At 66.7% G+C, this 22098-nt stretch carries 22 protein-coding genes and 1 tRNA gene; 10 read left to right on the top strand and 13 right to left on the bottom strand.

Translation table 11 applies throughout. The features are described from left to right. Window positions 1-8: 8 nt before the first annotated feature. The 4 genes from holA to JHL17_RS31950 all read right to left on the bottom strand — a co-directional run bounded on the left by holA (window position 9) and on the right by JHL17_RS31950 (window position 4788). Window positions 9-1034: a DNA polymerase III subunit delta gene (holA, locus tag JHL17_RS31935; protein WP_200198692.1), complete on the bottom strand. Its 1026-nt coding sequence runs from the start codon at window positions 1032-1034 to the stop codon at window positions 9-11. Between the two features lie 18 nt (window positions 1035-1052). After that, the gene (gene lptE, locus JHL17_RS31940) at window positions 1053-1610 is read right to left on the bottom strand and encodes an LPS assembly lipoprotein LptE (RefSeq protein WP_200198693.1); all 558 of its coding nucleotides are present in this window, start codon (window positions 1608-1610) and stop codon (window positions 1053-1055) included. Continuing rightward, entirely contained in the window at window positions 1597-4167 is a 2571-nt protein-coding gene (gene leuS, locus JHL17_RS31945; protein ID WP_200198694.1) for a leucine--tRNA ligase, read from the bottom strand. Before leuS ends, lptE begins: the two co-directional genes overlap by 14 nt. 84 nt (window positions 4168-4251) lie before the next feature. Beyond that, window positions 4252-4788: a DUF3576 domain-containing protein gene (locus JHL17_RS31950; protein WP_200198695.1), complete on the bottom strand. Its 537-nt coding sequence runs from the start codon at window positions 4786-4788 to the stop codon at window positions 4252-4254. Window positions 4789-5122: 334 nt separating this feature from the next. Here JHL17_RS31950 and JHL17_RS31955 point away from each other — a divergent pair, with 334 nt between their 5' ends. The 3 genes from JHL17_RS31955 to JHL17_RS31965 all read left to right on the top strand — a co-directional run bounded on the left by JHL17_RS31955 (window position 5123) and on the right by JHL17_RS31965 (window position 9159). Further along, the gene (locus JHL17_RS31955) at window positions 5123-6286 is read left to right on the top strand and encodes a porin (RefSeq protein ID WP_200198696.1); all 1164 of its coding nucleotides are present in this window, start codon (window positions 5123-5125) and stop codon (window positions 6284-6286) included. 312 nt (window positions 6287-6598) lie between these two features. Continuing rightward, entirely contained in the window at window positions 6599-7699 is a 1101-nt protein-coding gene (locus JHL17_RS31960; RefSeq protein WP_200198697.1) for a porin, read from the top strand. Between the two features lie 371 nt (window positions 7700-8070). Continuing rightward, window positions 8071-9159 (top strand): porin, encoded by a 1089-nt coding sequence (locus JHL17_RS31965; protein ID WP_200198698.1) that lies wholly within the window; start codon window positions 8071-8073, stop codon window positions 9157-9159. 72 nt (window positions 9160-9231) lie between these two features. On the opposite strand, the gene JHL17_RS31970 is transcribed toward JHL17_RS31965, so the two are convergent. Then, entirely contained in the window at window positions 9232-9819 is a 588-nt protein-coding gene (locus JHL17_RS31970) for a hypothetical protein (protein ID WP_200198699.1), read from the bottom strand. Between the two features lie 157 nt (window positions 9820-9976). Between JHL17_RS31970 and JHL17_RS31975 the strand changes: the two genes are divergently transcribed. Beyond that, complete coding sequence (locus JHL17_RS31975) at window positions 9977-10720, top strand: YggS family pyridoxal phosphate-dependent enzyme (protein ID WP_211113647.1); 744 nt, start codon at window positions 9977-9979, stop codon at window positions 10718-10720. A gap of 12 nt (window positions 10721-10732) precedes the next feature. Here the strand turns inward: JHL17_RS31975 and JHL17_RS31980 are convergent, their stop codons facing one another. From JHL17_RS31980 to ribA, 3 genes are all read right to left on the bottom strand, one after another. Continuing rightward, window positions 10733-11281: a L,D-transpeptidase family protein gene (locus tag JHL17_RS31980; protein WP_200198700.1), complete on the bottom strand. Its 549-nt coding sequence runs from the start codon at window positions 11279-11281 to the stop codon at window positions 10733-10735. Further along, window positions 11278-12222 (bottom strand): hypothetical protein, encoded by a 945-nt coding sequence (locus JHL17_RS31985; RefSeq protein WP_200198701.1) that lies wholly within the window; start codon window positions 12220-12222, stop codon window positions 11278-11280. Before JHL17_RS31985 ends, JHL17_RS31980 begins: the two co-directional genes overlap by 4 nt. 212 nt (window positions 12223-12434) lie before the next feature. After that, window positions 12435-13706 (bottom strand): GTP cyclohydrolase II, encoded by a 1272-nt coding sequence (ribA, locus tag JHL17_RS31990; RefSeq protein WP_425599663.1) that lies wholly within the window; start codon window positions 13704-13706, stop codon window positions 12435-12437. A 278-nt stretch (window positions 13707-13984) separates the two neighbouring features. Here ribA and JHL17_RS31995 point away from each other — a divergent pair, with 278 nt between their 5' ends. Continuing rightward, the gene (locus JHL17_RS31995; RefSeq protein ID WP_345773921.1) at window positions 13985-14521 is read left to right on the top strand and encodes a glycosyl transferase; all 537 of its coding nucleotides are present in this window, start codon (window positions 13985-13987) and stop codon (window positions 14519-14521) included. A 128-nt stretch (window positions 14522-14649) separates the two neighbouring features. Next, window positions 14650-15354 carry a response regulator transcription factor gene (locus JHL17_RS32000; protein WP_200198702.1) on the top strand — a complete coding sequence of 235 codons (705 nt, stop codon included), beginning with the start codon at window positions 14650-14652 and terminating at the stop codon, window positions 15352-15354. A gap of 14 nt (window positions 15355-15368) precedes the next feature. Here the strand turns inward: JHL17_RS32000 and JHL17_RS32005 are convergent, their stop codons facing one another. After that, on the bottom strand, window positions 15369-16148 hold the full coding sequence (locus JHL17_RS32005; protein WP_200198703.1) for a hypothetical protein: 780 nt from the start codon (window positions 16146-16148) through the stop codon (window positions 15369-15371). A 342-nt stretch (window positions 16149-16490) separates the two neighbouring features. On the opposite strand from JHL17_RS32005, the gene JHL17_RS38055 reads away from it, so the two are divergent. Genes JHL17_RS38055 through JHL17_RS32020 form a run of 3 tightly spaced genes read left to right on the top strand, consistent with a single transcriptional unit; the run spans window position 16491 to window position 18383 of the window. Beyond that, entirely contained in the window at window positions 16491-16898 is a 408-nt protein-coding gene (locus tag JHL17_RS38055) for an MBL fold metallo-hydrolase (protein ID WP_425599664.1), read from the top strand. A gap of 30 nt (window positions 16899-16928) precedes the next feature. Next, on the top strand, window positions 16929-17759 hold the full coding sequence (locus tag JHL17_RS32015) for a YcbK family protein (protein ID WP_247893962.1): 831 nt from the start codon (window positions 16929-16931) through the stop codon (window positions 17757-17759). A gap of 42 nt (window positions 17760-17801) precedes the next feature. Then, window positions 17802-18383: a histidine phosphatase family protein gene (locus JHL17_RS32020; RefSeq protein WP_200198705.1), complete on the top strand. Its 582-nt coding sequence runs from the start codon at window positions 17802-17804 to the stop codon at window positions 18381-18383. A gap of 39 nt (window positions 18384-18422) precedes the next feature. Here the strand turns inward: JHL17_RS32020 and xth are convergent, their stop codons facing one another. Together xth and JHL17_RS32030 are read right to left on the bottom strand one after the other, a co-directional pair. After that, window positions 18423-19217 carry an exodeoxyribonuclease III gene (gene xth, locus JHL17_RS32025; protein ID WP_200198706.1) on the bottom strand — a complete coding sequence of 265 codons (795 nt, stop codon included), beginning with the start codon at window positions 19215-19217 and terminating at the stop codon, window positions 18423-18425. A 10-nt stretch (window positions 19218-19227) separates the two neighbouring features. After that, a complete protein-coding gene (locus JHL17_RS32030; RefSeq protein WP_200198707.1) occupies window positions 19228-19911 on the bottom strand; it encodes a fumarylacetoacetate hydrolase family protein in 684 nt (227 codons plus the stop codon). Between the two features lie 424 nt (window positions 19912-20335). Here JHL17_RS32030 and JHL17_RS32035 point away from each other — a divergent pair, with 424 nt between their 5' ends. After that, window positions 20336-20830: a MarR family winged helix-turn-helix transcriptional regulator gene (locus JHL17_RS32035; RefSeq protein WP_345773922.1), complete on the top strand. Its 495-nt coding sequence runs from the start codon at window positions 20336-20338 to the stop codon at window positions 20828-20830. A gap of 206 nt (window positions 20831-21036) precedes the next feature. Here the strand turns inward: JHL17_RS32035 and JHL17_RS32040 are convergent. Continuing rightward, window positions 21037-21127, bottom strand: a tRNA-Ser gene (locus JHL17_RS32040). Between the two features lie 96 nt (window positions 21128-21223). Next, a complete protein-coding gene (locus tag JHL17_RS32045) occupies window positions 21224-22030 on the bottom strand; it encodes an alpha/beta hydrolase (protein WP_200198709.1) in 807 nt (268 codons plus the stop codon). Window positions 22031-22098 lie beyond the last annotated feature (68 nt).

A 22098-nucleotide genomic window follows, 5' to 3' on the forward strand; every position in this document is an offset into this window, starting at 1 on the left:
CGGTCAAGTCAGCGCCGCGCACCCAGCGAAGCGAGTTGGAAGAGCACGCGGGCACACAGGGTCTCGTCCGGCATATTGGTACGCTTGCAGTCGGCCTCGGCATCGACCAGCCGCTCCAGCGCCTGGCGGACATGGCCGGGCGACCAGTGGCGGGCCTGTTTGACCAGCCGGGTCTTCAGCTTGAAGAAGGCGGGCGGGCGCAGCGACTCGACGGCGGCCTCCGCCGACTTGCCGGCGGCGACCTGGGCGGTGAGCAGTTGCAGGCGCTGGAAATGGCGCTGGGCACCGCGCAGGATCGGCACCGGCGAGGTTCCCTCGGCGAACAGCCGTGCCAGCGAGCGGTCGAGCGTGGCGAAATCGCCCTCCGCCGCCGCCCACACCGGCTCGTCCATCGACAGGGCGGCGCTGTCGCCGATGCAGGCTTGGGCATCCTCCAGCCGCACGCGCTTGCCGTCGCCCATGTAGAGCGCCAGCTTCTCCGCCTCGCCACGGGCGACCATGCGGTCGCCGACGAGGTTGGCGGCCAGGAAGCTCAGCACGTCGGGGTCGGCGGTCAGCCCGTGGCCATGCAGGATGTCGGCGATGACACGGCCGAGCGACGCCTCTTCCTCCACATAGCAGGGAATGGCGGCGCCGGCATCCGCGCCCTCGAACAGAAGCCGCAATTTCGAGCGGGCCGACAGGTCGCCCGCTTCGACCACCACGAGGCTGTCGCCCGGCGGCGGATCGTCGAGGAAGGCGGCGAAGGCAGCGGTGCAGTTGTCCTCGGCGTCGCGGACACGGATCAGGCGCCGGCCGCCGGTGAAGGAGATCGCCGCAGCTTCGTCCGCCAGCCGCGCCGGGTCGTCGGCCAGCGCACGGCCCAGGAATTCGGCGACTCGGAAGGGATCGGACAGGTCGGGCACCACCGTCTTGCCCAGCGTCTGGGCGCGGTCGCGCACGAGCCCCGAGTCGGGGCCATAAAGCAGCACCGCCCGAACCTTGCGGTCCGGGCTGCGCAGGAAACCGTCGATCGCCTTGGGCTGAAGCTTCACTGGAGCATCCCCGGACGATCAGGACCCGCGGCCGAGATGCATGGCGACGCGGGTGGTGATGTCGTTGGAGATGTCCTCCAGCGCCCGATCATAGGCGTTCTGCATCGTCACGATGGCGGCGTAATGCTGTTCCAGCGTGTTGTAACTGATCATCGAGCGCGAGCTGGACTGGAACACCACCTGTCCCGTCTGGGTGTCGGTCAGCCGGTAGGGCGCGTTGACCAGCAGCTGGGCGCGCACCGCGGTGGCGTCCTTCTGCAGGGCCAGCTTCTGTTCCGACGCCGACAACGCCACGTCCAGCCTGTAGCGCGGGTTGCTCGGCCGCTCCGACGGATAGAAATTGTCGATCAGCAGGTTGCGGAGCTTCTGCCCCTCCCGGTCGGGGATCGACGCGATGTCGACCTCCATCAGCCGGTCCGCCGCAGCGACCCCGACACCCTTGCCGCCATAGAGCGGCTGGAAACCGCAACCCGACAGGGAGACCGCCGACAGGCCGAGCGCAAGGGCGAACAGCCCTCGCGCCGTGGCCTGACGGAGCTGACTCCGGCGGAACGATCTGGGATCAGACGACGACATTGATCACCCGGTTCGGGACGACGATGACCTTGCGGGCCGGCTTGCCGTCCATGACGCGCTGGACGTTGGCATCGGCCAGCGCCGCCTGCTCCGCCGCATCCTTGTCCATGTCGCGCGGCAGTTCCAGCGTGGCGCGCAGCTTGCCGTTGACCTGGACCGCGACCTTGACGCTGTCCTCCACCACCAGGGCGGGATCGGCGTCCGGCCAGGGCTGGTCGGCCAGCAGGGTCGAGTGCCCCAGCTGCGCCCACAGCTCCTCGCCCAGATGCGGCATCATCGGGCCGACGAGACGGACCAACGACTCGAAGCCCTCGCGCAGGACCCAGGACTCGCCCTCGCCCTTGCCGTCCAGTTCGCCCAGTGCGTTGGACAGCTCGCGGACGCGGGCCACCGCCTTGTTGAAGCGGAACTTGTCGAGATCCTCCGACACGCCGGCGATGGTCTTGTGGACCAGACGGCGCGCCGCCTCGGCCTTCGGGCCGAACGATTCGGGCTGGGACGTCCCCGCGGGGGGCAACTCCACCGGCGCCTCGGTCACCATCCGCCACAGACGGTTGATGTAGCGCCAGGCGCCGTCGATGCCGGACTCGGTCCATTCCAGGTCGCGTTCCGGCGGGCTGTCGGACAGCATGAACAGGCGGGCGGCGTCGGCGCCGTAGGTGCCGATGATGTGCGCCGGGTCCACCACGTTCTTCTTGGACTTCGACATCTTCTCGACGCGGCCGACATTGACCGGCGCGCCGCTGTCGGCGCGGACCCAGTCGCCCTTGTCGTTCTTGGTCAGATCCGTCGGGGCCAGCCAGGCGCCGGTGCCGGCATCCCTGTAGGTCTCGTGGTTGACCATGCCCTGGGTGAACAGGCCGGTGAAGGGCTCGTCCAGGTTCAGGTAGCCGCAGGTCTTCAGCGCGCGCGTCCAGAAGCGGCTGTAGAGCAGGTGCAGGACCGCATGCTCGATGCCGCCGATATACTGGTCGACGCCCAGCCAGTAATCGACCGAGTCGCGGGTGAAGGCCGCATCCTCGGTCTTCGGCGAGCAGAAGCGGGCGAAATACCAGGACGACTCGATGAAGGTGTCGAAGGTGTCCGTCTCGCGCAGCGCCGGCTTGCCGCAGCTGGGGCAGCTGGCGTGCTTCCAGGTCGGGTGGTGGTCCAGCGGGTTGCCGGGCTTGTCGAAGGTCACGTCCTCCGGCAGCACGACCGGCAGCTGGTTGTCCGGAACCGGAACGATGCCGCAGGACTCGCAATGGATGACCGGGATCGGACAGCCCCAATAACGCTGGCGCGACACGCCCCAGTCGCGCAGGCGGTACTGGGTGGTGCGCTCGCCCTGCTTTACCGCCTCCAGCCGCTTGCCCGCCTCCTCCTTGGCCGACTCGGTGTCGAGTCCGTCGAGGAAGGCGGAGTTCCGCAGCACGCCGGGACCGGTATAGGCTTCTGTCCCGACGTCGAAGCTCGCCGGATCGGCATCGGCCGGAATCACCACCGGACGCACCGGCAGGCCGTATTTGCGGGCGAAATCCAGGTCGCGCTGGTCATGGGCCGGGCAGGCGAAGATGGCGCCCGTGCCGTATTCCATCAGCACGAAGTTGGCGACGTAGACCGGCAGCTCCCACGACGGGTCGAAGGGATGCACGACCTTCAGGCCGGTGTCGAAGCCGCGCTTCTCCGCCGTCTCGATCGCTTCCTCGCTGGTGCCCAGCCGGTTGCACTCGGCGATGAACTCGGCCAGTTCCGGGCTGGACGCAGCCAATTCGGCCGCCAGTGGATGATTCGGGGAGATCGCGGCGAAGGACGCGCCGAACAGCGTGTCCGGGCGGGTGGTGAAGACCTCCAGCTCGTCCTCGCGTCCCTTGATGCGGAAACGGAAGCGGACGCCGGTGGACTTGCCGATCCAGTTCTCCTGCATGATGCGGACGCGCTCGGGCCAGCGGTCCAGCGTCTCCAGCCCCTTCAGCAGGTCTTCGGCATAGGCGGTGATCTTCAGGAACCACTGCGACAGCTTGCGCTTCTCGACCAGCGCGCCGGTGCGCCAGCCGCGACCGTCGATCACCTGCTCGTTGGCGAGAACGGTGTTGTCCACCGGATCCCAGTTCACCCAGGATTCCTTGCGGTAGGCCAGGTCGGCCTTCAGGAAATCCAGGAACATCTTCTGCTCGTGGCGGTAGTACTCCACGTCGCAGGTGGCGAGCTCGCGATCCCAGTCGATCGACAGGCCCATCGTCTTCAGCTGCCCGCGCATCGTCGCGATGTTCTCGCGCGTCCAGGCGGCGGGATGGACCTTCTTCTCCAGCGCGGCGTTCTCCGCCGGCAAGCCGAAGGCGTCCCAGCCCATCGGGTGCAGGACGTTGAAGCCCTTGGCGCGCTTGAAGCGCGCGATCACGTCGCCGATGGTGTAGTTGCGGACGTGGCCCATGTGGATGCGCCCCGACGGATAGGGGAACATCTCAAGCACATAGTATTTGGGCCGGGAGGCGTCCTCGCGCGCGGTGAAACAGCCCTTGCCGTCCCACACGCCCTGCCACTTCGCCTCGGTTTCCTTGACATTGTAACGCGACATGAGCGCGACGCCGTTTTCCGTTGTACCAGATGCTCGAAAGCCCGGAGGACCGCCTGGGGGCCGTCCGAGGGGCGGGTCGCCGCCTCAGCGGGCGGCGGCGTTCTGCGACACGCGGATCTGGCGGGCGCGGGTCAGCACCGCATCCTCCAGGGTGCCGGCGGTCTCCGGCCCGACATTGATGTCGCGCCAGTCGTTGCCGGTCCGCTGCTGCTTGAACACCGACACCCGGACGCCGTCTGCGCGCAGCTGGCGGTCCATGATGTAGAGGTTGACCTTGAACCGCTCGTTCGGCGAATCGGGCGGGGTGTACCAGTCGGTCAGGATCACGCCGCCGAACGGATCGGCCGAGGCGATCGGCATGAAGGACAGCGTGTCGAGCGAGGCGCGCCACAGGAAACTGTTGACGCCGATGCCGCCGGCGTTGTCCTGGTCGCCGCGCTTGTTCTTGCCGAACAGGTTCAGACCGCCCTCGGTGCCGAGCAGGCTGCCGAACTTGTAGTCCTTGTTCTTCATCTGCTCTTCGACGGTTTCGGTCTTGCCGCCCCAGCTCGCGCAGCCGGCGATCGAGACGGAAGCCGCGAGCAGTACAGGAACAAGGCGAAGGGCGGTCGAACGGCGCATGGTCGGGAACCCGGTTTAGAAAAGGGATTGCCGCGCGCGAGTCACGCGCGGAATGCCGGTGAACAGACCATAAGTCGACGGCACCACGCAACAGCGGAAGCGTCTTTGCCCCGCCTCCCGACGACAGCATGACAACAGACGGGACCTTCCGGCTTCGACTGTGATCGGCCGTGCAGGCGACCCTTCTTGGTGTGCCCCGTGCGACACACTGTCCCCCCAATGCAGCAATCGGGGAGATTTGCCGCTTGCTGGCAACGGCGGGGGTGCGTACGAAAGTCTCAGCCAGGACGTCAACCAGGCTGAAACATCTGCTGCCAGGATGGAGGCAAAAATCATGACCCGTTATCTGCTGGCCGGCGCTGCCGCCGCTGCTCTCGCCCTCGGCGCTGGCGCCGCCAACGCCCAGGCCAAGTTCGAAGTCAAGGTCGGCGGCGACGCCTACTTCGAAGCCGGCTACGTCGATCAGGATCTGGACTCCGGCCTGCGTTCGACCGAATTCCGCAACCGCATGCGCATCAACATCATCCCGTCCGCCAAGGCCGACAACGGCCTGGAGTACGGTGCCCGCATGCGTCTGCGCGCCAATGCCGGCGCCAACAACGGCCGCAGCACCGACGCCGACCGCGCCTATATCTTCGCGCAGGGCTCCTTCGGTCAGGTGCGCCTCGGCGTGACCAACTCGTTCAACGACGAGACCTACACGACCGCCCCGCTCGACTACCTGCCGCTGGGCATCTATGACGCCCTGCCGACCTGGATCGGCAGCGCCGCCAACGGCGTGACCGGCGGCGCCGCCAACGTCGTCACCAACGGCAACACGATCATCACCCCGTCGCTGGTGGCCGAAGCCAATTCGACGAAGATCGTGTACTTCTCGCCGCGCTTCGCCGGCCTGCAGGTTGGCGCCAGCTACACCCCGCGCAACGACAGCTCGGCCACCGACGTCAACCGCGTCAAGCCGGTCGGCACGTTCGCCGGCGCCGCCGCGGGCACCTACACCGACATCGTCGAAGTCGGCGCCAACTACAACAACACCTTCGGCGGCGTGACGGTGAAGGCCAGCGCCGGCTACAACTGGGGCCGCGCCGTCGACGACGTCGCCGGCTCGAACTACAAGGACCTGAACGCCTGGCAGGCCGGTGCTCAGGTCGGCTACGCCGGCTTCAGCCTGGGCGGCGGCTACATCGACTACGGCAAGTCGGGCCAGAACAAGCGTCCGGGCATCTTCACCGAGAACACCCGCAACTGGGTTGTCGGCGCTCAGTACACCGCCGGCCCGATCGTGGTTGGTGCCAACTACAAGAACGGCAAGGACGCCGGTTCGTTCTTCGCCACCGGCGACCGCGAGCTGCAGGTCTACGAAATCGGTGTCGGTTACACCGTCGCTCCGGGCCTGACCATGCAGGCTCAGTACGACTACTTCAAGGTCAACAACGACTCCTCGCTGCAGGACGACAAGGGCAACGTTGTCCTGGTCCGTTCGGTCCTGGCGTTCTAATCGATCTTTCGATCGGACGTCCGGCAACGGACGAACTGGGCGGTGGCTTCGGCCACCGCCTTTTTTCTTGTCCACTTTCCAGGCACAAAGTCCAACTTTCGCCCCCGAATTGAGCCAAGAATTAGGCATCCTTGATTTTCTCTTTTAATTCAACTGGTTAGCTGTGTGTTTTTGTTGCAACTGTGTTGCGAATGCGAAAAGCCACCGCAGTTTGCCTCTTGTCGGAGTAATTGGTAAGCGGTTAAGTCTTGGGTACAAAGACAACCGATCGCTCCCGGCAAAAGGGAACGTACGCATAAGGATGGACAATCCATGAAGCGCTCTCTCGTCATCGGCTGCGCCGCCGTCGCTCTCGCCGCCGGGTGCGGCACCGCCTCGGCCCAGTCCAAGTTCGACGTCATCCTGGGTGGCGACGCCTTCTTCCAGGGCGCCTATGTCGACCAGGACAATGACAACAACCTGCGCAAGACTGAATTCGCCAACCGCTTCCGCCTGACCGTCACCCCGACGGCCAAGGCCGACAATGGCCTGGAGTATGGCGCCCGCCTGCGCCTGCGTGCGGCCGGCACCACCAGCAGCGGCAACAACCGCACCACCGACGCCGATCGTGCCTATATCTTCGTGAACGGCACCTTCGGTTCGGTGCAGGCCGGCGTGACCAACGGCCCGTCGGACGACACGGGCGTCATCAGCCCGAACGTCGACGGCATCTCGGGCAGCCCGGACGGCTTCTACGCCAACTACTACGGCGTGACCTCGCTGCCGTATGTCACCGGCTCGCTGCGCACGCTGGAATCGGGCGACGCCAGCACCAAGATCGTCTACTCGACCCCCAGCTTCGCCGGCTTCAAGCTGTCCGCCGCCTATACCCCGACCTACGGCAGCAGCAACACCGACGTGAACCGCCGCAAGAACGTCACCTACAACGACATGGGTGAAGTCCAGGCCTACTATAAGGGCGCCTTCAGCGGCGTCGGCCTGGAAGCCAGCGTCGCCTATCAGTTCGCTCAGGCTCCGACCGGCTTCGAAGACCTGTCGTCGGTCCACACCGGTGCCACCGTCAGCTTCGGTCCCTTCGCCATCGGCGGCAGCTATGCCTTCAGCGGCGACAGCGGCTACCGCAAGGGCCACACCGGCGTCGACGACAACCAGGTCTGGCTGGTTGGCGCCCAGTACACCGTCGGCCCGCTCATCCTGGCCGCCACCTACACCGACGCCAAGGGCGCCAATGTCGGCACCGGTGCCTTCACTGCCGCCGACTATGCCCGTGCCCACATCTACCAGGGCGGCGTGACCTACACCGTCGCCCCGGGCCTGACCACGGGTCTGGAATACAGCTATGTCGACAACAAGTCGGGCGGCGTGAACAACGACGCCAACATCGTTCTGTGGGACACCCGCTTCTCCTTCTAAGGGACGGGCTTCCTGGCAGCAAACGTGAAGGCGGCGGAGAAATCCGCCGCCTCTTTTTATGCGCGCCGTTATCTTGATTGGACCAAGGATTTCTACAGAGTGACGGAGCAACCCTGCCCCAATTGATTAATCATTTCGGATAAATTTCTTAGCGTGACTGTCCAAGACGGTCACAGAACCATCGATTGCTTAGTATCCGAAGATATACAATCCGAGAGTCCGTGCTTTCGTTGCTACTGTCCCCGGAATGCAATGACTTCTACCCTTTCCGGCCTCTTGCCCATGTGAAGGATGCGAGATTAATTCATGGTGCACGAAGATTCCGCGACCACCCCGCGCCAATAGGGGTGCACGCCTCAAGGATGACCCCCATGAAGCATTCTCTCGTCATCGGCTGCGCCGCCATTGCCCTCGCCACCGGCTGCGGCACCGCCTCGGCCCAATCCAAGTTCGACGTGCTGCTGGGTGGCGATGCTTATTTCCAGGGAGCCTATGTCGACCAGGATGACAATACCGGTCTGCGCAAGACCGAGTTCGCCAACCGCTTCCGCCTGACCGTCACCCCGACGGCCAAGGCCGACAACGGCCTGGAATACGGCGCCCGCCTGCGCCTGCGTGCCGCCGGCGGCACCGGCAACAACCGCAGCACCGACAGCGACCGCGCCTACATGTTCGTGAACGGCGGCTTCGGCACCGTCCAGGCCGGCGTGATCAATGGCTTGTCGGATGAATACGGCATCATCGGCCCGAACGTCGAAGGCATCGAAGGATCGCCGGACGCGCAGTTCCTGAACTACTACGCGAATGCCAATGGCGCTCCCTATGCCCTGGGCAGCCTGCGCACGCTGGAGTCGGGCGACGCCAGCACCAAGATCATCTACCTGACGCCGAGTTTCGCGGGCTTCCAGGTCGGTGCCGCCTACACCCCGGTATACGGCAGCAGCAACACCGACGTGAACCGCCGCAAGAACACCACGGCCTATCGCGACATGGCCGAGGTCCAGGCCACCTACAAGGGCGAATTCGGCGGTTTCGGCCTGGAAGCGAGCGCCGCCTACCAGTTCGCCAAGGCGGCCAGCGGGCTGGAGGATCTGTCCTCCGTCCATGTCGGTGCCAATGTGTCCTATGCCGGCTTCAAGCTCGGCGGCAGCTATGCCTTCAGCGGCGACAGCGGATATGCCACCGGCACCCGCGGCGTGGACGACCAGCAGGTCTGGATCGTCGGCGCCAACTACACCCTGGGTCAGGTGACCCTTGCCGCCAACTACACCGATGCCAAAGGCATCGACAGTAACTTCGCCGGCCTGAACTCTCGCGCCCATGTCTGGCAGGCCGGTGTGACCTACACCGTGGCACCGGGGCTGACCACGGGCCTGGAATACAGCTATCTGGACAACAAGGTCGGTGGCGTGAACAACGACGCCAACATCGTCCTGTGGGATACCCGCTTCGCCTTTTGAGCGAGGCCTCCGGCAGCGGAGCCAGCAAGGGCGGCGGAGGACTCCGCCGCCTTTCCCATTGTTCGGTCCGCCTTACTTCTTCGGAACGGATTTGGGCTGGTCGGCCTTGGCATCCTTGGGCGCCGTATCGCACATCATGAACAGAACCGACGATTCCAAGGGTGTCCAGGCCAGCAGGTAACGTTCCTTCTCGCGGTCGGCGAGGAAGACGATCGTTTCGGGATCGGTGACCGACTTGGGATGGATTTCGCCAAGCAGATAATCCATCCGGCCATAATTGGCCATCGTCCCTTGGAAGATGTAATCGAGCCGCTCCTGGTCGTCCTTCGCGACCTCCCAGCCGAACTGCTCCTGCCGCACGCAGCGGCGGCCGTACTCATCCAGGACCTTGTCCATGAAGGCGCGATAGGTGCCGTCATCGGTCAACGGGAAGGCGGGCTCGCTGAAACGCACCTTGGTCATCGGCGACCCGAGCATGACCTTGGCCTTGCCCTGCTTGCTGCCGGGCTTCGCCTGGGCCGTGGCCTTGGGGGCCGGCTTCGCATGCTCTTCGGCATGGGTGGGGCCGGCGACGGAGCAGACGGCGACCGCAGCGGCGAGCAGGCCGGCGGGAGCTGACGACCTCAGGACCGAAAGCAGGGAACGAAACGGACTCCGCATGCGGAGGTCTCCTCGATATGCAGAACGATGACGATACCCGCGCCGATGATCCGGGTTCAGCGGGCATGGTCGCTTGGGGCGCTTGCGTTTCCGCGGACCGTCCGCTAACACGCCGCGGAAGCGCTGTACACCCGCAGCGACCGGATTGGGGGCGGCCATGACGACGACGCAGGGCACTGGCAAAGATGCGGAAACCGGCGCCGAACCAAGCGGTGCCGCAATTGCGGACAGCGTGACGGCACGGCTCGACTCGGTGCGGCGCGCCATCGCGGAGACGGCATCCGCCTGTGGGCGCGGCGATGGCGCCGTGACACTGGTCGCGGTTTCGAAGACCCATCCGGCCGAAGCGGTGGAGGAGGCGCTCGCCGCAGGCCAACGCGTGTTCGGCGAAAACCGGGTGCAGGAAGCCAAGGCCAAGTTCCCGGCGCTGAAGGACCGCTTTCCCGACCTGGAACTGCATCTGATCGGTCCGCTGCAAACCAACAAGGTCAGGGACGCCGTCGCCCTGTTCGACGTGATCCAGACGCTGGACCGCCTCAAGCTGGCCGAAGCACTGGCGGAGGAGATGGCGAAGAGCGGCCACCGCCCACGCTGCCTCATCGAGGTCAACACCGGCGAGGAGCCGCAGAAGGCCGGGCTCGCCCCGGCGGAGGTGGAGGCCTTCCTGACCGACTGCCGTGACCGGCTGGGGCTGCCCGTCACCGGGCTGATGTGCATTCCGCCGGTGGACGAGGAGCCGGCGATGCATTTCGCCCTGCTGGCGGAGATGGCGGGCCGGCTGGGGCTGTCGGAGATCAGCATGGGCATGAGCGGTGATTACGAGACCGCCGTCCACTTCGGCGCCACCCATGTGCGGGTCGGCACGGCGATCTTCGGCGCACGCCCTTACCCAGCCCAATAGCTGGCCACGGCATCAAATGGTCGGGGCGGCGACGCCCAGCACGCTGCCCGGCTCACAGTCCTTCAGCAGGCGAAGCATGTCGTCAGGCGCCAATGCGACGCAGCCGGCAGTCGGCATACGGTCGGGACGGACGAGATGCAGAAAAACCGCGCTGCCCAGCCCGGGCACCACGGGTGCGTCGTTGTGCCCCAAGACCACGACGATGTCGTAGACATGGTCCTCCCGCCACATCTCCTCATGGCTGGCCGGATAAGGCAGAACGACCGGATGGTTGTAGGCGGGATCCTCCGGCGCATCGCACCAACCGTCATGCTCGGCGATGGGGTGGAGCGGCAACCCGGTTTCCGGCGGCGGCAGCCGGTCGGCGCGCCATAGCACACGGCGCAACGGAAACCGGCCGACGGGGGTGGCGCCGTCGCCTTCGCGCTTGTCGATACGGACGCCGCCACGGCCCAGCATGCAGGGCACCTCCCCGCCCGGCCATCGCAACCGTCCACCGGTGACCGGTCCGTCATCATCAGGATTGCCGGGATCCGGTGTCACGATGATGTCGATGGTCATCCCGAAATCCGCGTGGTGCCGGTGGCGGTCTGCGCCGCTTTGCGCGACTGCTCATACTTGGCCAGATTGCGCATCATCGTTTCCGACAGCATGTCCGGCGCGACCGCAGCCGGCCCGGAAGAGGATGCCGTGTCGGCCGGCTGGGAAGCCGGCTGGCCGGCGCCGAGTTGGGGTTGGGGTTGGGCGCCGTTGGCCGCCGCGCCGGCGCTGCGTGCATTGGCCGTCACTGTTCCCGGAACCGCCGCCGGAAAATGGGGAACGCTGTGTTTTGCCAGCGCGGAACTGGCCAGCGGCGTGTCGCGCGCCGGCATCTTGCTGGGATGCGGAGCGCCGCCGGCCGTAAGCTGCGCGCCCGGGATCGGCGAGGCATCGGCAGCGGAGATGGCCGCCGCAAGCCGGACCGGCTGCCCGGCGACAGGGTTCGATGACGATGCCGGCGCAAGAGCGGTGGGCTTGGCTGCGGCCAGCGCGGCGGCAAGCCCAGCGCCGGGCGCCTGTTGCAGGGAAGACGGCTCCCCGGGGGAGCCGGATGCCGCCGCCCCCCCCGAGGCGTCCGCGACGGCCGTGGGAGTTGCGGGATGGTCGCCTCCCCCAAAGCCGAGCGAGGCCATGACCGTTTCACCGACATCCTGACCGGTCGCCTGTTCGATCACCGCGTTGGCGATGGACGCCATGCCCCCGATGACGCCGCCGTACAGCATGTCCCCCATGATCCGCATGGATGGCTGGATGGTGTCGCCGGTGATCTCGCGATAGACGGTGCTGACGATCGGGATGTGCTGCAGCGGGTTGATGATGTCCAGAAAGTCCCAGAAAGACATGTCGCCCTGGATTTCCACCGGGCCGCCATTGTGACCGTCGCTGATGACCGGCGACGCCTTTTCGCGCGGCGCCGGACGCTGGACGGCGCTGCTGTCGATGGTGGTCGCGTCGATGGCCATGGGCGGTCTTCCGGCTCGGTGGTCATGACAGGGCGCAGCAAGTATCGTGCCAAAATCCTGCGCCCGATCCCGCAGGAAACACCCCAAGTCGCCGGGATCAGAACGGCCCGCACCCGGAATCCGATTCCCAGCACTGCGCAGGCGGCAAGAACTGCCGGGCCGACGGGACGATTCCTGCCTCGCGCCGCTTCAGCGTCATGATGCGGGGCGGGTCAAAACATGTGGCCGCTGCGTTCCGCCTTGGTGCGGAGATAGGCCTCATTGTGGCCGTTGGCGGGGAAGATATGGGCCACCCGCTCCACCACCGCGATGCCGCAACGGGCGAGCTGCCGCAGCTTCTCCGGGTTGTTGGTCATCAGCCGCACGGCTTCGAAGCCGAGCTGCCGCAGCATCTCCGCCGCCGGCAGATAGACGCGCTCGTCGGCTTCGAAGCCAAGGATCTCGTTGGCATCCACCGTATCGAAGCCGCGGTCCTGGATGCGGTAAGCGCGCAGCTTGTTGACCAACCCGATGCCGCGCCCTTCCTGCGCCAGATACAGCAGCACGCCGCTGCCCTGCCGCGCGATTTCGGCGATGGCGCCGCGAAGCTGGTCGCCGCAGTCACAGCGCAGGGAACCCAGCAGGTCCCCGGTGAAGCATTCCGAATGCAGGCGGGCCAGCACCGGCTGCTTCGGATCGGGATCGCCGATGACGATGGCCAGATGCTCCGGTCCGCCGTCGGCCGGGCGGAAGGCATAGATGCGCGTATTCTCAGAGCCCACCAACGGCACCCGCGCGTCGGCGACACGGCGCAGGGTCCGCACCACATGGACGCGGTAATCGGCGACGTCCGATGCCCGCACCAGCAACAGGTCATGCTTCGCCGCCCATTCCATGGCGCTGATCGCAGGCGATGACGGCAGGTCTGCTGTGATGGCGGCGGGCAGCAGCCGGGCCAGCCGGGCGAGGTCCACCGCGGCGGCCTCGCGGCTACCGGGACAGGCTTCGGAAGCGCTCAGGCCGGCCGGCAACGCATCCTGCGCCTGCGGATGCTGTTCGGGATCGGCCAGCGCATGGGACTGATCGGCGGTCAGCCCGCCGGGCCGATCGAGCGTCATGGCACCGAATGCCTCGGCAGCAGCGCCGGGGGCCTGATCGTCGGCGATGTCGCTCACCGGCCGCGCCGCATCGGCGGCCGCCAGCCCAAGCACGACGGCGCGGCGGCGGGTAACCGCCAGACGGGGAGTACCGCCGGTCAGCGCCTTCAATCGCTCCACCGCGTCGAGCGTCACCGACTCCACCGACACTGCGGCACCGACGGTACCGTCGGCGGTCTCGATCGCCACCACCTCTCCCCGGCGCAGGGCGGCCAGCACGCGGTCGACGGCGCGTACGGCGGCCTCGTCAATGGGGGCCGCTGCTGGCGTGACCTTCGCCGCCGGAGCCCCCGAGGGCTTGGGCGGGGCGGCCATGATGGTGGTGGAGGAGGGGCGTTCGGCTTGCATCGTCAGCGGCTTTGCGTAGCGGGAGCGCCGGATCCGGCGCGAAAACGGGACATGGTGCGTTCGGCGGGCGAAGCAAAGCGCAGGTGGCGCGCCCCTGTCCAGCAATTCCCGCGCGTCACACCGTTGCCCAGGGCGCAACGATCCCCCGCCTTGTCGGCCCAGGGCCTATCAGGGACCGCCGTCCGGCCGTGTCGCCCCCTCCGACGAGTTGCTCCGACATCTGGGGTCGGACGCGCTAAGATACGAACAATAGTCTTTTATCCGGGAGCATTTCCTCCGTGACGATCCCCCCGACACCTTCATTCTCAGATCAGGGGCAGGAGCTGCATGGATCCCTGCATCTGCTGATGCCGGCCGACCTTCCGGCCGATGCCTACGGCCGTCAGATGATCGAGGCATTGCGCGCAGCCGGGGTCGGCATCACGCTTCATGCCCTGCCCGGCCCGCACCCACAGGTGGACGCATCGGCGATTCTAGCCGCCGACGTCGCGCTGACACGACTGCCCGACGGTGCCCCGGTCCTGCTGGACGGCAATGCCCTGCCCAATCTCGCCGCAGGCCTTGCGGCGGACAGCCGCCGCCTGCACTTCACGGCCCTGGTCGAACATCTGACCTGGACCGAGCCTGGACGGCCCGCCGACCAGGCGGCAGTGCAGCGCAGCCTGGAACAGGGTGCGCTGGCCCTGATGCGCCGCGTCGTGGTTCCGGACGCCGCTACCGCCGCCGCCGTGCGGGACCTGGGCGTGCAGGCCGACCGAATCGTCCACGCCGCCGCGGATACGAGCGGGGTGGCGGTGCTGCTGGCCAATCTGTAGAGGAACCGCGCCGTGTCGCCCCCGGCCGTCACCACAAGCCATCACGACAATCCGCCGGTGCCATGCTACTAAGGCGCGGCCCCGGTCAGCCGCCGGGCCTCCGCCTCCCGACCCAGTGCCGCAAGCCCATGACCATCGCAAAGCGCATCCTCCTGGTCGACGACGACACCGCCCTGCGCCAGTCGCTGGCGGAACAGCTTCGGCTGCTGGAGGAGGTGGAGACGGAGGAGGCCGGTGATGGCGCCGGAGCGTTGAACGCGGTCCGGACAGCCGGCATGGCGGGGATGGGGTTCTCCGCCATCCTGCTCGATGTCGGGCTGCCGGATATGGACGGGCGCGACGTGTGCAAGCTGCTGCGGCGCGAGGGGGTGCGCTGCCCCGTCATCATGCTGACCGCATCCGCCAGCGATGCCGATACCATCCTGGGACTGGAATCCGGCGCCAACGACTATGTGACCAAGCCTTTCCGCCTGGGGGTGCTGATCGCCCGCCTGCGCGCTCAACTGCGCCAGTACGAGCAGACGGAGGACGCAGTCTTCGCCATCGGTCCCTACAGCTTCCGCCCCGGCGCCAAACTGCTGCTGGACGAAGCCGCCAACCGCAAGATCCGCTTGACCGAGAAGGAAACCGCCATCCTGAGATACCTGTACCGGGCCGGCGATCTGGTGGTCGGACGGGAAACCCTGCTGGGGGAAGTCTGGGGATATAACGCCGCGGTCACCACTCACACGCTGGAGACTCACGTTTACCGGCTGCGCCAGAAAATCGAGGCCGACCCGTCCAACGCCCGCATCCTGGTGACGGAGCCCGGCGGCTATCGTCTGGTGCCTTGAGAGACATGCCTTGATCAGCGCCTGCCGAAGGGTGTCAGTCCCCGTCGGCTCCCCCGTTCGGCGATGGTGACCTCGCCAGCGAAGCCCAACCATCGCTTGCGCTCCTCTGCCTGGGGCTTGGCCGGGTGCTTGCCCAATCGGGCCGCGCCCAGGCCGCTGGCGGAGGGTCCACCCCACAGGCCGCGCCCACGCGGCACCACCGGCAGCAGCCGCAGCTTGCGCCCGACGATCGCCATCCGGCGGCGCCAGTGGCCAACGTCATGCGGCGACACGCCGACACGCCGCGCGATTTCACGGTCGGACAACAGCGCGCTGCCGGGATCCTGCAGCAATTCCAACACGGCACGGCGCTTGTCGGTGTCGGCATGGCGGGAGTGCTTGCGTTCCAGGGCCTTGCCCATGTCCCACAGCTTCTCCGCGGTTTCGCGCGCCAGGGTGCGCCAGCGGTCGGCCTCCTCGCGCTGGCGATCCGCATCGCCCGCCGCCTTGTCGAACTGCCGACGCAGGGTGGCGAGTTCCAGCTCAAGGTCCTTCACCTGCCGGCGCAGGCCACGGACCAGTTCGTCCGGTGGAGGCTGCGGGGCAGGCGCGCCGGCGGGGGCGGCGGAAGGCTGAGCAACGGGCGGTGGTTCGGGTACGGGAGGCACCGGCATGCGCGCCCGCTCCGCCAAGTCGCGGAAGGACAGTCCGGCCCGGGACAGCATGATACGGGCGGCGCGCAGTGCGGACAGCGCCTCGCCCTGATGTTCCGACTCGGCCATGGCGAGGACTTTGGCGAGCTTGTCAGGATCCATCCGCGTCGGGTTCCGCCGGAGCCGGTCCCCACCCGCGCGGGGACCCTTGGGGGGTCGTGCCACGCTATGCGCGACGAGCTCCAACTTACCACATCTTATGGGTTTGGACAGGTGCCCTTCGTAGGGCGCCGACTCGCGCCGTGCCGCTTTCAAAAGTCTTGCCCTGTAGCCTTGGGCTTCGCCCGGAAGGAATCGGCATGGGAGAGATTTGCCAGACTCGGAAAAGCGGGATCGCCACCATGGCGCCGTCATGACCATCCGTTCCACCATCAATTCCATGCAAGCGCCTGTCCCGGACGCGGCCGGCGGGTCTCCCATCACCGGCTGCGCAATGCCGACGTGATGGTGTATGACAGCACCTCCACCGACGCCGAATACCCATCGCGCGTCGGCTGGGTCCACTCGACCTGGCAGGAATGCCTGCGGTTGGCCGAAGTCGCAGGGGTTGGCCGCGCGGTGATCTTCCACCACGACCCGGCCCGCACCGACGATGCGCCGGACGCCACCGCGGCGGAAGCGGAAGCGATGCGCCCCGGCTCGCTGGTGACTTGGAAAGGGATGAAACTTTCCCTTCAGAACCGGAACGCCTCCGCACCGGTTGAACACGCAACAATCCGGTCTACCGATCAAAAGCGCTTGTGCGTGTTCAATGCGCCACAGGTTGCTTTGTCGCACTGGCCTCTTGTGACATTCTTGGTATTAGATCGGTGTGCAACCCCGCCACGGTTGGGGCGGGCGGGGGTCGTTTAAGCGTGCAAAGCTCGGGGGAAAGCGATGCGCATGACCGGTCGTGCCTTGGGGATGCTTGCCGTCCTGACCGTCGCGACGCAGCTCGGCGGCTGCGCCACCACGCCACCGCTGGAAGGCGCCAAGCTGGACGGCGAGCCGCGCAGCGTGATCCTGCAACATCCTGCCAGCGGCGAAACGGCGTCCGTCACCTATTGGCGCCCTGGCGACGGCTATGACCCGGCCGCGATGCGGCAGCTGGCCGTCCTGTTCCGCGACCGCCGCAGCGACGAGGTGATACCGGTCGATCCGGCCCTGATCGACATGCTGGTGGAACTGCGCCAGCGCGTCGGCGCTCCCCCTGAGTCGCCAATCCGAATCACCTCGGGGTACCGGTCGAGCATCACCAACGCAAGCCTCGCCCGGACGAACCCGAACGTCGCCGAGAACTCCTACCATATGCGCGGCCAGGCGGCGGACTTCTCCATCGCCGGCATCCCGCCCTCCCGGTTGGCAGAGGAAGCGGCGGCGATGCAGCGCGGCGGTTACGCGATGTACGCCCACACCGGTCATGTCCATGTCGACACCGGCCCCTTCCGCACCTGGACACCGAAGACCGGCGAACCACGCGCTCCGCAGATCCTCGAGGCGCAGGCCCGCGCCCGTACGAGGATTCAGGCATTGGCGCTTGCCCAGAAGACCACCGGCACCAAGGGCCGCGTGCAGGTGGCCGACGCCGCCGCCAAACCGGGCAAGCCATCGGCAAAGCCGGCCAAGGCTCCAGCCAAATCTGCCGCGAAGGCACCATCGCCCGATCTGTCGCGCGTCCGTGTGGCCCTGGCCCAGGTAAAGGAAATGCCGGTGCAGAAGACGGCGAAGCGCTAAACTCCGGGCGCATCGCCGCTCACGAGCATTGTCCGATCGTCCATGACCACTCTGCTGATCCTCCGCCACGGACCGACCGCCTGGAATGCCGAAGGGCGCATCCAGGGCAGCATCGACGAGCCACTGTCCGACGCCGGCCGCGCGCGGGTCGCCCGCTATCGCCTGCCCCCCGAGTCGGCCAGCTTGCGTTGGGTGGCCAGCCCCAAGCGCCGGGCCTGGGAGACCGCGCTGCTGCTCGGCCTCGCCCCCACGCCGGAACCGCGGATCGTCGAAATGGATTGGGGCGAGTGGGAAGGCCGGCGCACCGAGGATCTGCGTGCCGACGGCAGCATGCCGGCCCGTCACGACCGGCTGGGCCTGGATTTCAAGGCTCCCGGCGGAGAAAGCCCGCGCGAGGTGCAGGTCCGCCTGCGCTCCTGGATCGCCGATCTGGCGAAGGAGGGCCGCCCGACCGGCGCCGTCGCCCACAATGGCATCCTGCGGGCTCTCTATTCGCTCGCCACCGGCTGGGACATGCTCGACGATCCCGCGGAGGAACTGCGCAACGGCTGCGCTCACCTGTTCCGGCTGGCGAAGGACGGCAGAGCGGAGGTGGTGCGGATGAATATCGGCTTGCTTGAGTGAGGTTTTCTGGAACAGGGGGCGCAAAGGCCCCCTCCCCCATCAGACATCCAGATCGACGATCACCGGCACATGGTCCGACGGCTTGGGTTCCCAGCCGCGGGCATCGCGCAGGATCTTGATGCCCTGCAGCGCGCTTTCCAGCGGCGGGGTCACCCAGATATGGTCTAGGCGCCGGCCGCGGTTGGAGGCGGCCCAGTCCTTCGCCCGGTAGCTCCACCAAGTGTAGAGCTTCTCCTCCGGCGGCACGAAGCGGCGCATGGCATCGACCCAGCCGGCGGAGGTCTGCATCGCCGCCAGCTTCTCCACTTCGATGGGCGTATGGGAAACCACCGACAGCAGTTCCTTATGGCTCCAGACGTCCTGCTCCAGCGGCGCGATGTTCAGGTCACCGACCAGAACCATCGGGCGGTCGGCGGTACGCTCGGTGCCAAGCCAGTGGGTCATCTCGTCCAGGAACTGGAGCTTATGGGCGAACTTGTCGTTCACCGCCGGGTCCGGGACGTCGCCGCCGGCCGGAATGTAGACGCAGTGCAGTTCGATCCCGTCCGGAAGATGGGCCAAGGCGTGACGGCAATCCTGCTTGCCGCACCAGTGTTGGACGTCGTGCGAAGAGAAGGGCAGGCGCGACAGAATGGCGACGCCGTTGTAGCCTTTCATTCCGTGGATATGGGCGTGGACATAGCCCCGCTCGGCCAACGGGCCAAGCGGGAAGTCGGCGTCCACCACCTTGGTTTCCTGCAGGCAGATCACGTCCGGCCGCTCCTCCTCCATCAGGCGGAGGAGAAGGTCCAGACGCATGCGGACCGAATTGATGTTCCAGGTCGCGATGCGCATTGCCGGCGGCTCAGGCGATGGTCAGGGTCAGGGTGCCGACGCCTTCGACCTCTCCGGCCAGCACGTCTCCGGTCACCACCGGGCCGACGCCTTCCGGCGTGCCGGTGTAGATCAGATCGCCCGGCTGCAGGTCCACCAACCCGGACAGGTAGGAGATCGTCTCCGCCACCGACCAGATCAAATCGGACAGGTCGCCCTTCTGCCGCAGGTCGCCATTCACCTGCAGGGTGACGGCACCCTTGGCCGGATGCCCGATGTCGGCAACGGTGCGGATGGCGGAGCAAGGTGCGGATTGGTCGAAACCCTTGCCCATGTCCCAGGGCTTGCCTTCCTTCTTGGCGGCGTTCTGCAAGTCGCGCCGGGTCATGTCGAGCCCGACGGCATAACCGAACACATGTTCCAGCGCCCGATCGACCGGAATCTCGTGCCCACCGGTGCCGACCGCCACCACCAGTTCGATCTCGTGGTGCAGATTGGCGGTCTTGGGCGGGTAGGGAACGGTGGCGCCGTCGGCGACGATGGCGTCTGCCGGCTTCATGAAGAAGAAGGGCGGCTCACGATCGGGGTCCGCGCCCATCTCGCGCGCATGGGCGGCATAGTTGCGGCCGACGCAATAGATGCGGCGTACCGGGAAAGGATCGCCGCCCACGACGGGGACGGCCGGCTGGGACCACAGGGGAATGGCGAAGGCCATGGCATCGGCTCTCTGCTTGGGACAGTCTCGAACAGCTAACCCGAAAGCCGGTGACAGACCAAGCGCCCAACCATCCGCCCTGCCCTGCAAGACAACGCGGATTTTCCGGCTGGTCCGGGGGGACCGGAGATTTAACGGAGGCCGGAGACGAAGACGCCCGGTCTGGGGGGGGACCGGGCGTCGGAAGCTCCGATTCGGGAGCCCGCGCGCGGCAGGGGAAACCGCGGGGCGGGCGATCGGCGTCGAATCGGCGTCGATCACTTCTTGCCTCTTCAAGATGGAATTTGCGGGCCTTCCCACCAATACGCTTCACGCATATCTGATATGCATATCTTTTCGAGCGTGCAGTTCTTGCTGACAAATGGATGCCTTACCCGCATTTTATCCGTTCATCCGATAATTCATCCAAAATATGGCATCCACGGTGACTGACAACGAGCGCTCCACCCCCGCCGACCGGCGGTCGCGTCTGCGGCCCGGCAAGAACGGCAAGCTCGCCCTTGGCCCCCTTCCCGAACTCGTGGGTTACAACCTGCGCAAGGCTCAGGTCGCGGTGTTCCAAAGCTTTCAGAATGCGGTCGCTCCGCATGACATCACGCCCGGCCAGTTCGGCGTGCTGATCATGATCCGGGAGAACGAGGGCCTGTCGCAGTCCGACCTGGGCACGGCGGTCGGCATCGACCGGTCGACCATGGTCGCGGTGATCGACCGGCTCGAGTCGCGCGGCCTTGTCGTTCGCGCTCCCTCGCCCAACGACCGTCGCTCCTACGCGTTGCGCCTGTCGCCGGAAGGCCGGTCCCTGATGGACGAGTTGATCCCGCGCGTCCAGGCCCACGACCAGGGCATGGTCAAGGATCTGTCCCCGGAAGAGCAGGGGCAATTCATCGACTTCCTGCGCCGCGTGTCGCGGTCGAAGTAAGGAGGGGCGGCGCCCTCCCTGTTCCAGGCACCGAAAACCGACTGACAGCCCGCTCCACACCGGCATGCGCCGATATGGAGCGGGCTTTTCTATTTTGGGTGTTGAATGAGCGCGCGGCTTCGGATGCTCTGCTGCAGAACAGCGCAAATAGAAAAGGCTCAGCCGGTCAGCTGAGCCTTTTAGCCGGGAGATATCCCGGAAATTGATGGCGGAGGGAGAGGGATTCGAACCCTCGATACGCTTTTGACGTATACACACTTTCCAGGCGTGCGCCTTCAACCGCTCGGCCACCCCTCCGTAGAGGCCCGCGTTATAGCCAGAGGTTCGCGGCTATGCAAGCCTCCGTTTCACACGAGCGACGTTTTTTTGGCAGCCGGTCGAACCGGCCCGATTTCAACCACCAATCTCGTCCACAAGGGCGCCGACGGTGCGGCACAGCAGGTCCAGATCCTGGGGACGCGACAGGCGGTGGTCACCATCCTTCACCAGGGTGACGCGGACATCGTCGCCGGTCAGCGCCTCGGCGATGCGCAGGCTGAGCTGCCAGGGGACGTCGAGGTCGCGCTGGCCGTGCAGCAGACGGACGGGCCCGTCGAAGGCGATGGGCCCGCGCAGCAGCAGATGGTTGCGGCCGTCCTCGATCAGGGCGCGGGTGATCGGCTGCGGTTCGGGGCCGTATTCCGACGGGCGGTTCCAGACGCCCTCCTCCATGATCAGCCGGCGGACATCGGCATCGAAGATGTCCCACATCAGGTCTTCGGTGAAGTCGGGCGCAGGGGCGATGCCGACCAGCCCGGCGACCCGCTCCGGCCGGCGGAGCGCGGTCAGCAGCATCATCCAGCCGCCCATCGAGGAGCCGACCAGGATCTGCGGCCCTGTCGTCACCTGGTCCAGCACCGCCAGCGCGTCGTCGGCCCACAGGCCGATGGTGCCGTCGGCGAATCGCCCGCTGGAGGCGCCATGGCCCTGATAGTCGAAGCGGGTGAAGGACAGGCCGCGCTCCACTGCCCAGGCCTCCAGCGTCGTCGCCTTGCCGCCGGTCATGTCGGACATGAAGCCGCCCAAAAACATCACCCCTGGCATCACCCCCGGCTTGTCCTGCCCGGACGGGCCGGCAGGGGTGTGGTGATAGGCTATGGTCGTGGCACCGCGCGTTAGGCTATGGTGCGCGCCGCCCGGACGGGCTGCGGTTTCGGTCATACGGTCACCTTCGACAACGGACACCGGCACGCGGTCGGGCACCGAGCTCGACGGACGCCGGCATGCCG

The organism is Azospirillum endophyticum (assembly GCF_016595245.1).
GTDB classification, from domain to species: Bacteria; Pseudomonadota; Alphaproteobacteria; order Azospirillales; family Azospirillaceae; genus Azospirillum; species Azospirillum endophyticum.

Coding starts and splice junctions, on each gene's coding strand:
- JHL17_RS32020 (WP_200198705.1), top strand. CDS start 17,802: ATGACCACTCTGCTGATCCTCCGCCACGGACCGACCGCCTGGAATGCC.
- JHL17_RS31975 (WP_211113647.1), top strand. CDS start 9,977: ATGACGACGACGCAGGGCACTGGCAAAGATGCGGAAACCGGCGCCGAA.
- JHL17_RS31955 (WP_200198696.1), top strand. CDS start 5,123: ATGACCCGTTATCTGCTGGCCGGCGCTGCCGCCGCTGCTCTCGCCCTC.
- xth (WP_200198706.1), bottom strand. CDS start 19,217: ATGCGCATCGCGACCTGGAACATCAATTCGGTCCGCATGCGTCTGGAC.
- JHL17_RS31980 (WP_200198700.1), bottom strand. CDS start 11,281: ATGACCATCGACATCATCGTGACACCGGATCCCGGCAATCCTGATGAT.
- lptE (WP_200198693.1), bottom strand. CDS start 1,610: ATGTCGTCGTCTGATCCCAGATCGTTCCGCCGGAGTCAGCTCCGTCAG.
- JHL17_RS32030 (WP_200198707.1), bottom strand. CDS start 19,911: ATGGCCTTCGCCATTCCCCTGTGGTCCCAGCCGGCCGTCCCCGTCGTG.
- JHL17_RS32045 (WP_200198709.1), bottom strand. CDS start 22,030: ATGACCGAAACCGCAGCCCGTCCGGGCGGCGCGCACCATAGCCTAACG.
- JHL17_RS31970 (WP_200198699.1), bottom strand. CDS start 9,819: ATGCGGAGTCCGTTTCGTTCCCTGCTTTCGGTCCTGAGGTCGTCAGCT.
- JHL17_RS31965 (WP_200198698.1), top strand. CDS start 8,071: ATGAAGCATTCTCTCGTCATCGGCTGCGCCGCCATTGCCCTCGCCACC.
- JHL17_RS31985 (WP_200198701.1), bottom strand. CDS start 12,222: ATGGCCATCGACGCGACCACCATCGACAGCAGCGCCGTCCAGCGTCCG.
- JHL17_RS32005 (WP_200198703.1), bottom strand. CDS start 16,148: ATGGATCCTGACAAGCTCGCCAAAGTCCTCGCCATGGCCGAGTCGGAA.
- JHL17_RS31950 (WP_200198695.1), bottom strand. CDS start 4,788: ATGCGCCGTTCGACCGCCCTTCGCCTTGTTCCTGTACTGCTCGCGGCT.
- ribA (WP_425599663.1), bottom strand. CDS start 13,706: ATGCAAGCCGAACGCCCCTCCTCCACCACCATCATGGCCGCCCCGCCC.
- JHL17_RS32000 (WP_200198702.1), top strand. CDS start 14,650: ATGACCATCGCAAAGCGCATCCTCCTGGTCGACGACGACACCGCCCTG.
- leuS (WP_200198694.1), bottom strand. CDS start 4,167: ATGTCGCGTTACAATGTCAAGGAAACCGAGGCGAAGTGGCAGGGCGTG.
- JHL17_RS32015 (WP_247893962.1), top strand. CDS start 16,929: ATGACCGGTCGTGCCTTGGGGATGCTTGCCGTCCTGACCGTCGCGACG.
- JHL17_RS31960 (WP_200198697.1), top strand. CDS start 6,599: ATGAAGCGCTCTCTCGTCATCGGCTGCGCCGCCGTCGCTCTCGCCGCC.
- JHL17_RS38055 (WP_425599664.1), top strand. CDS start 16,491: ATGGTGTATGACAGCACCTCCACCGACGCCGAATACCCATCGCGCGTC.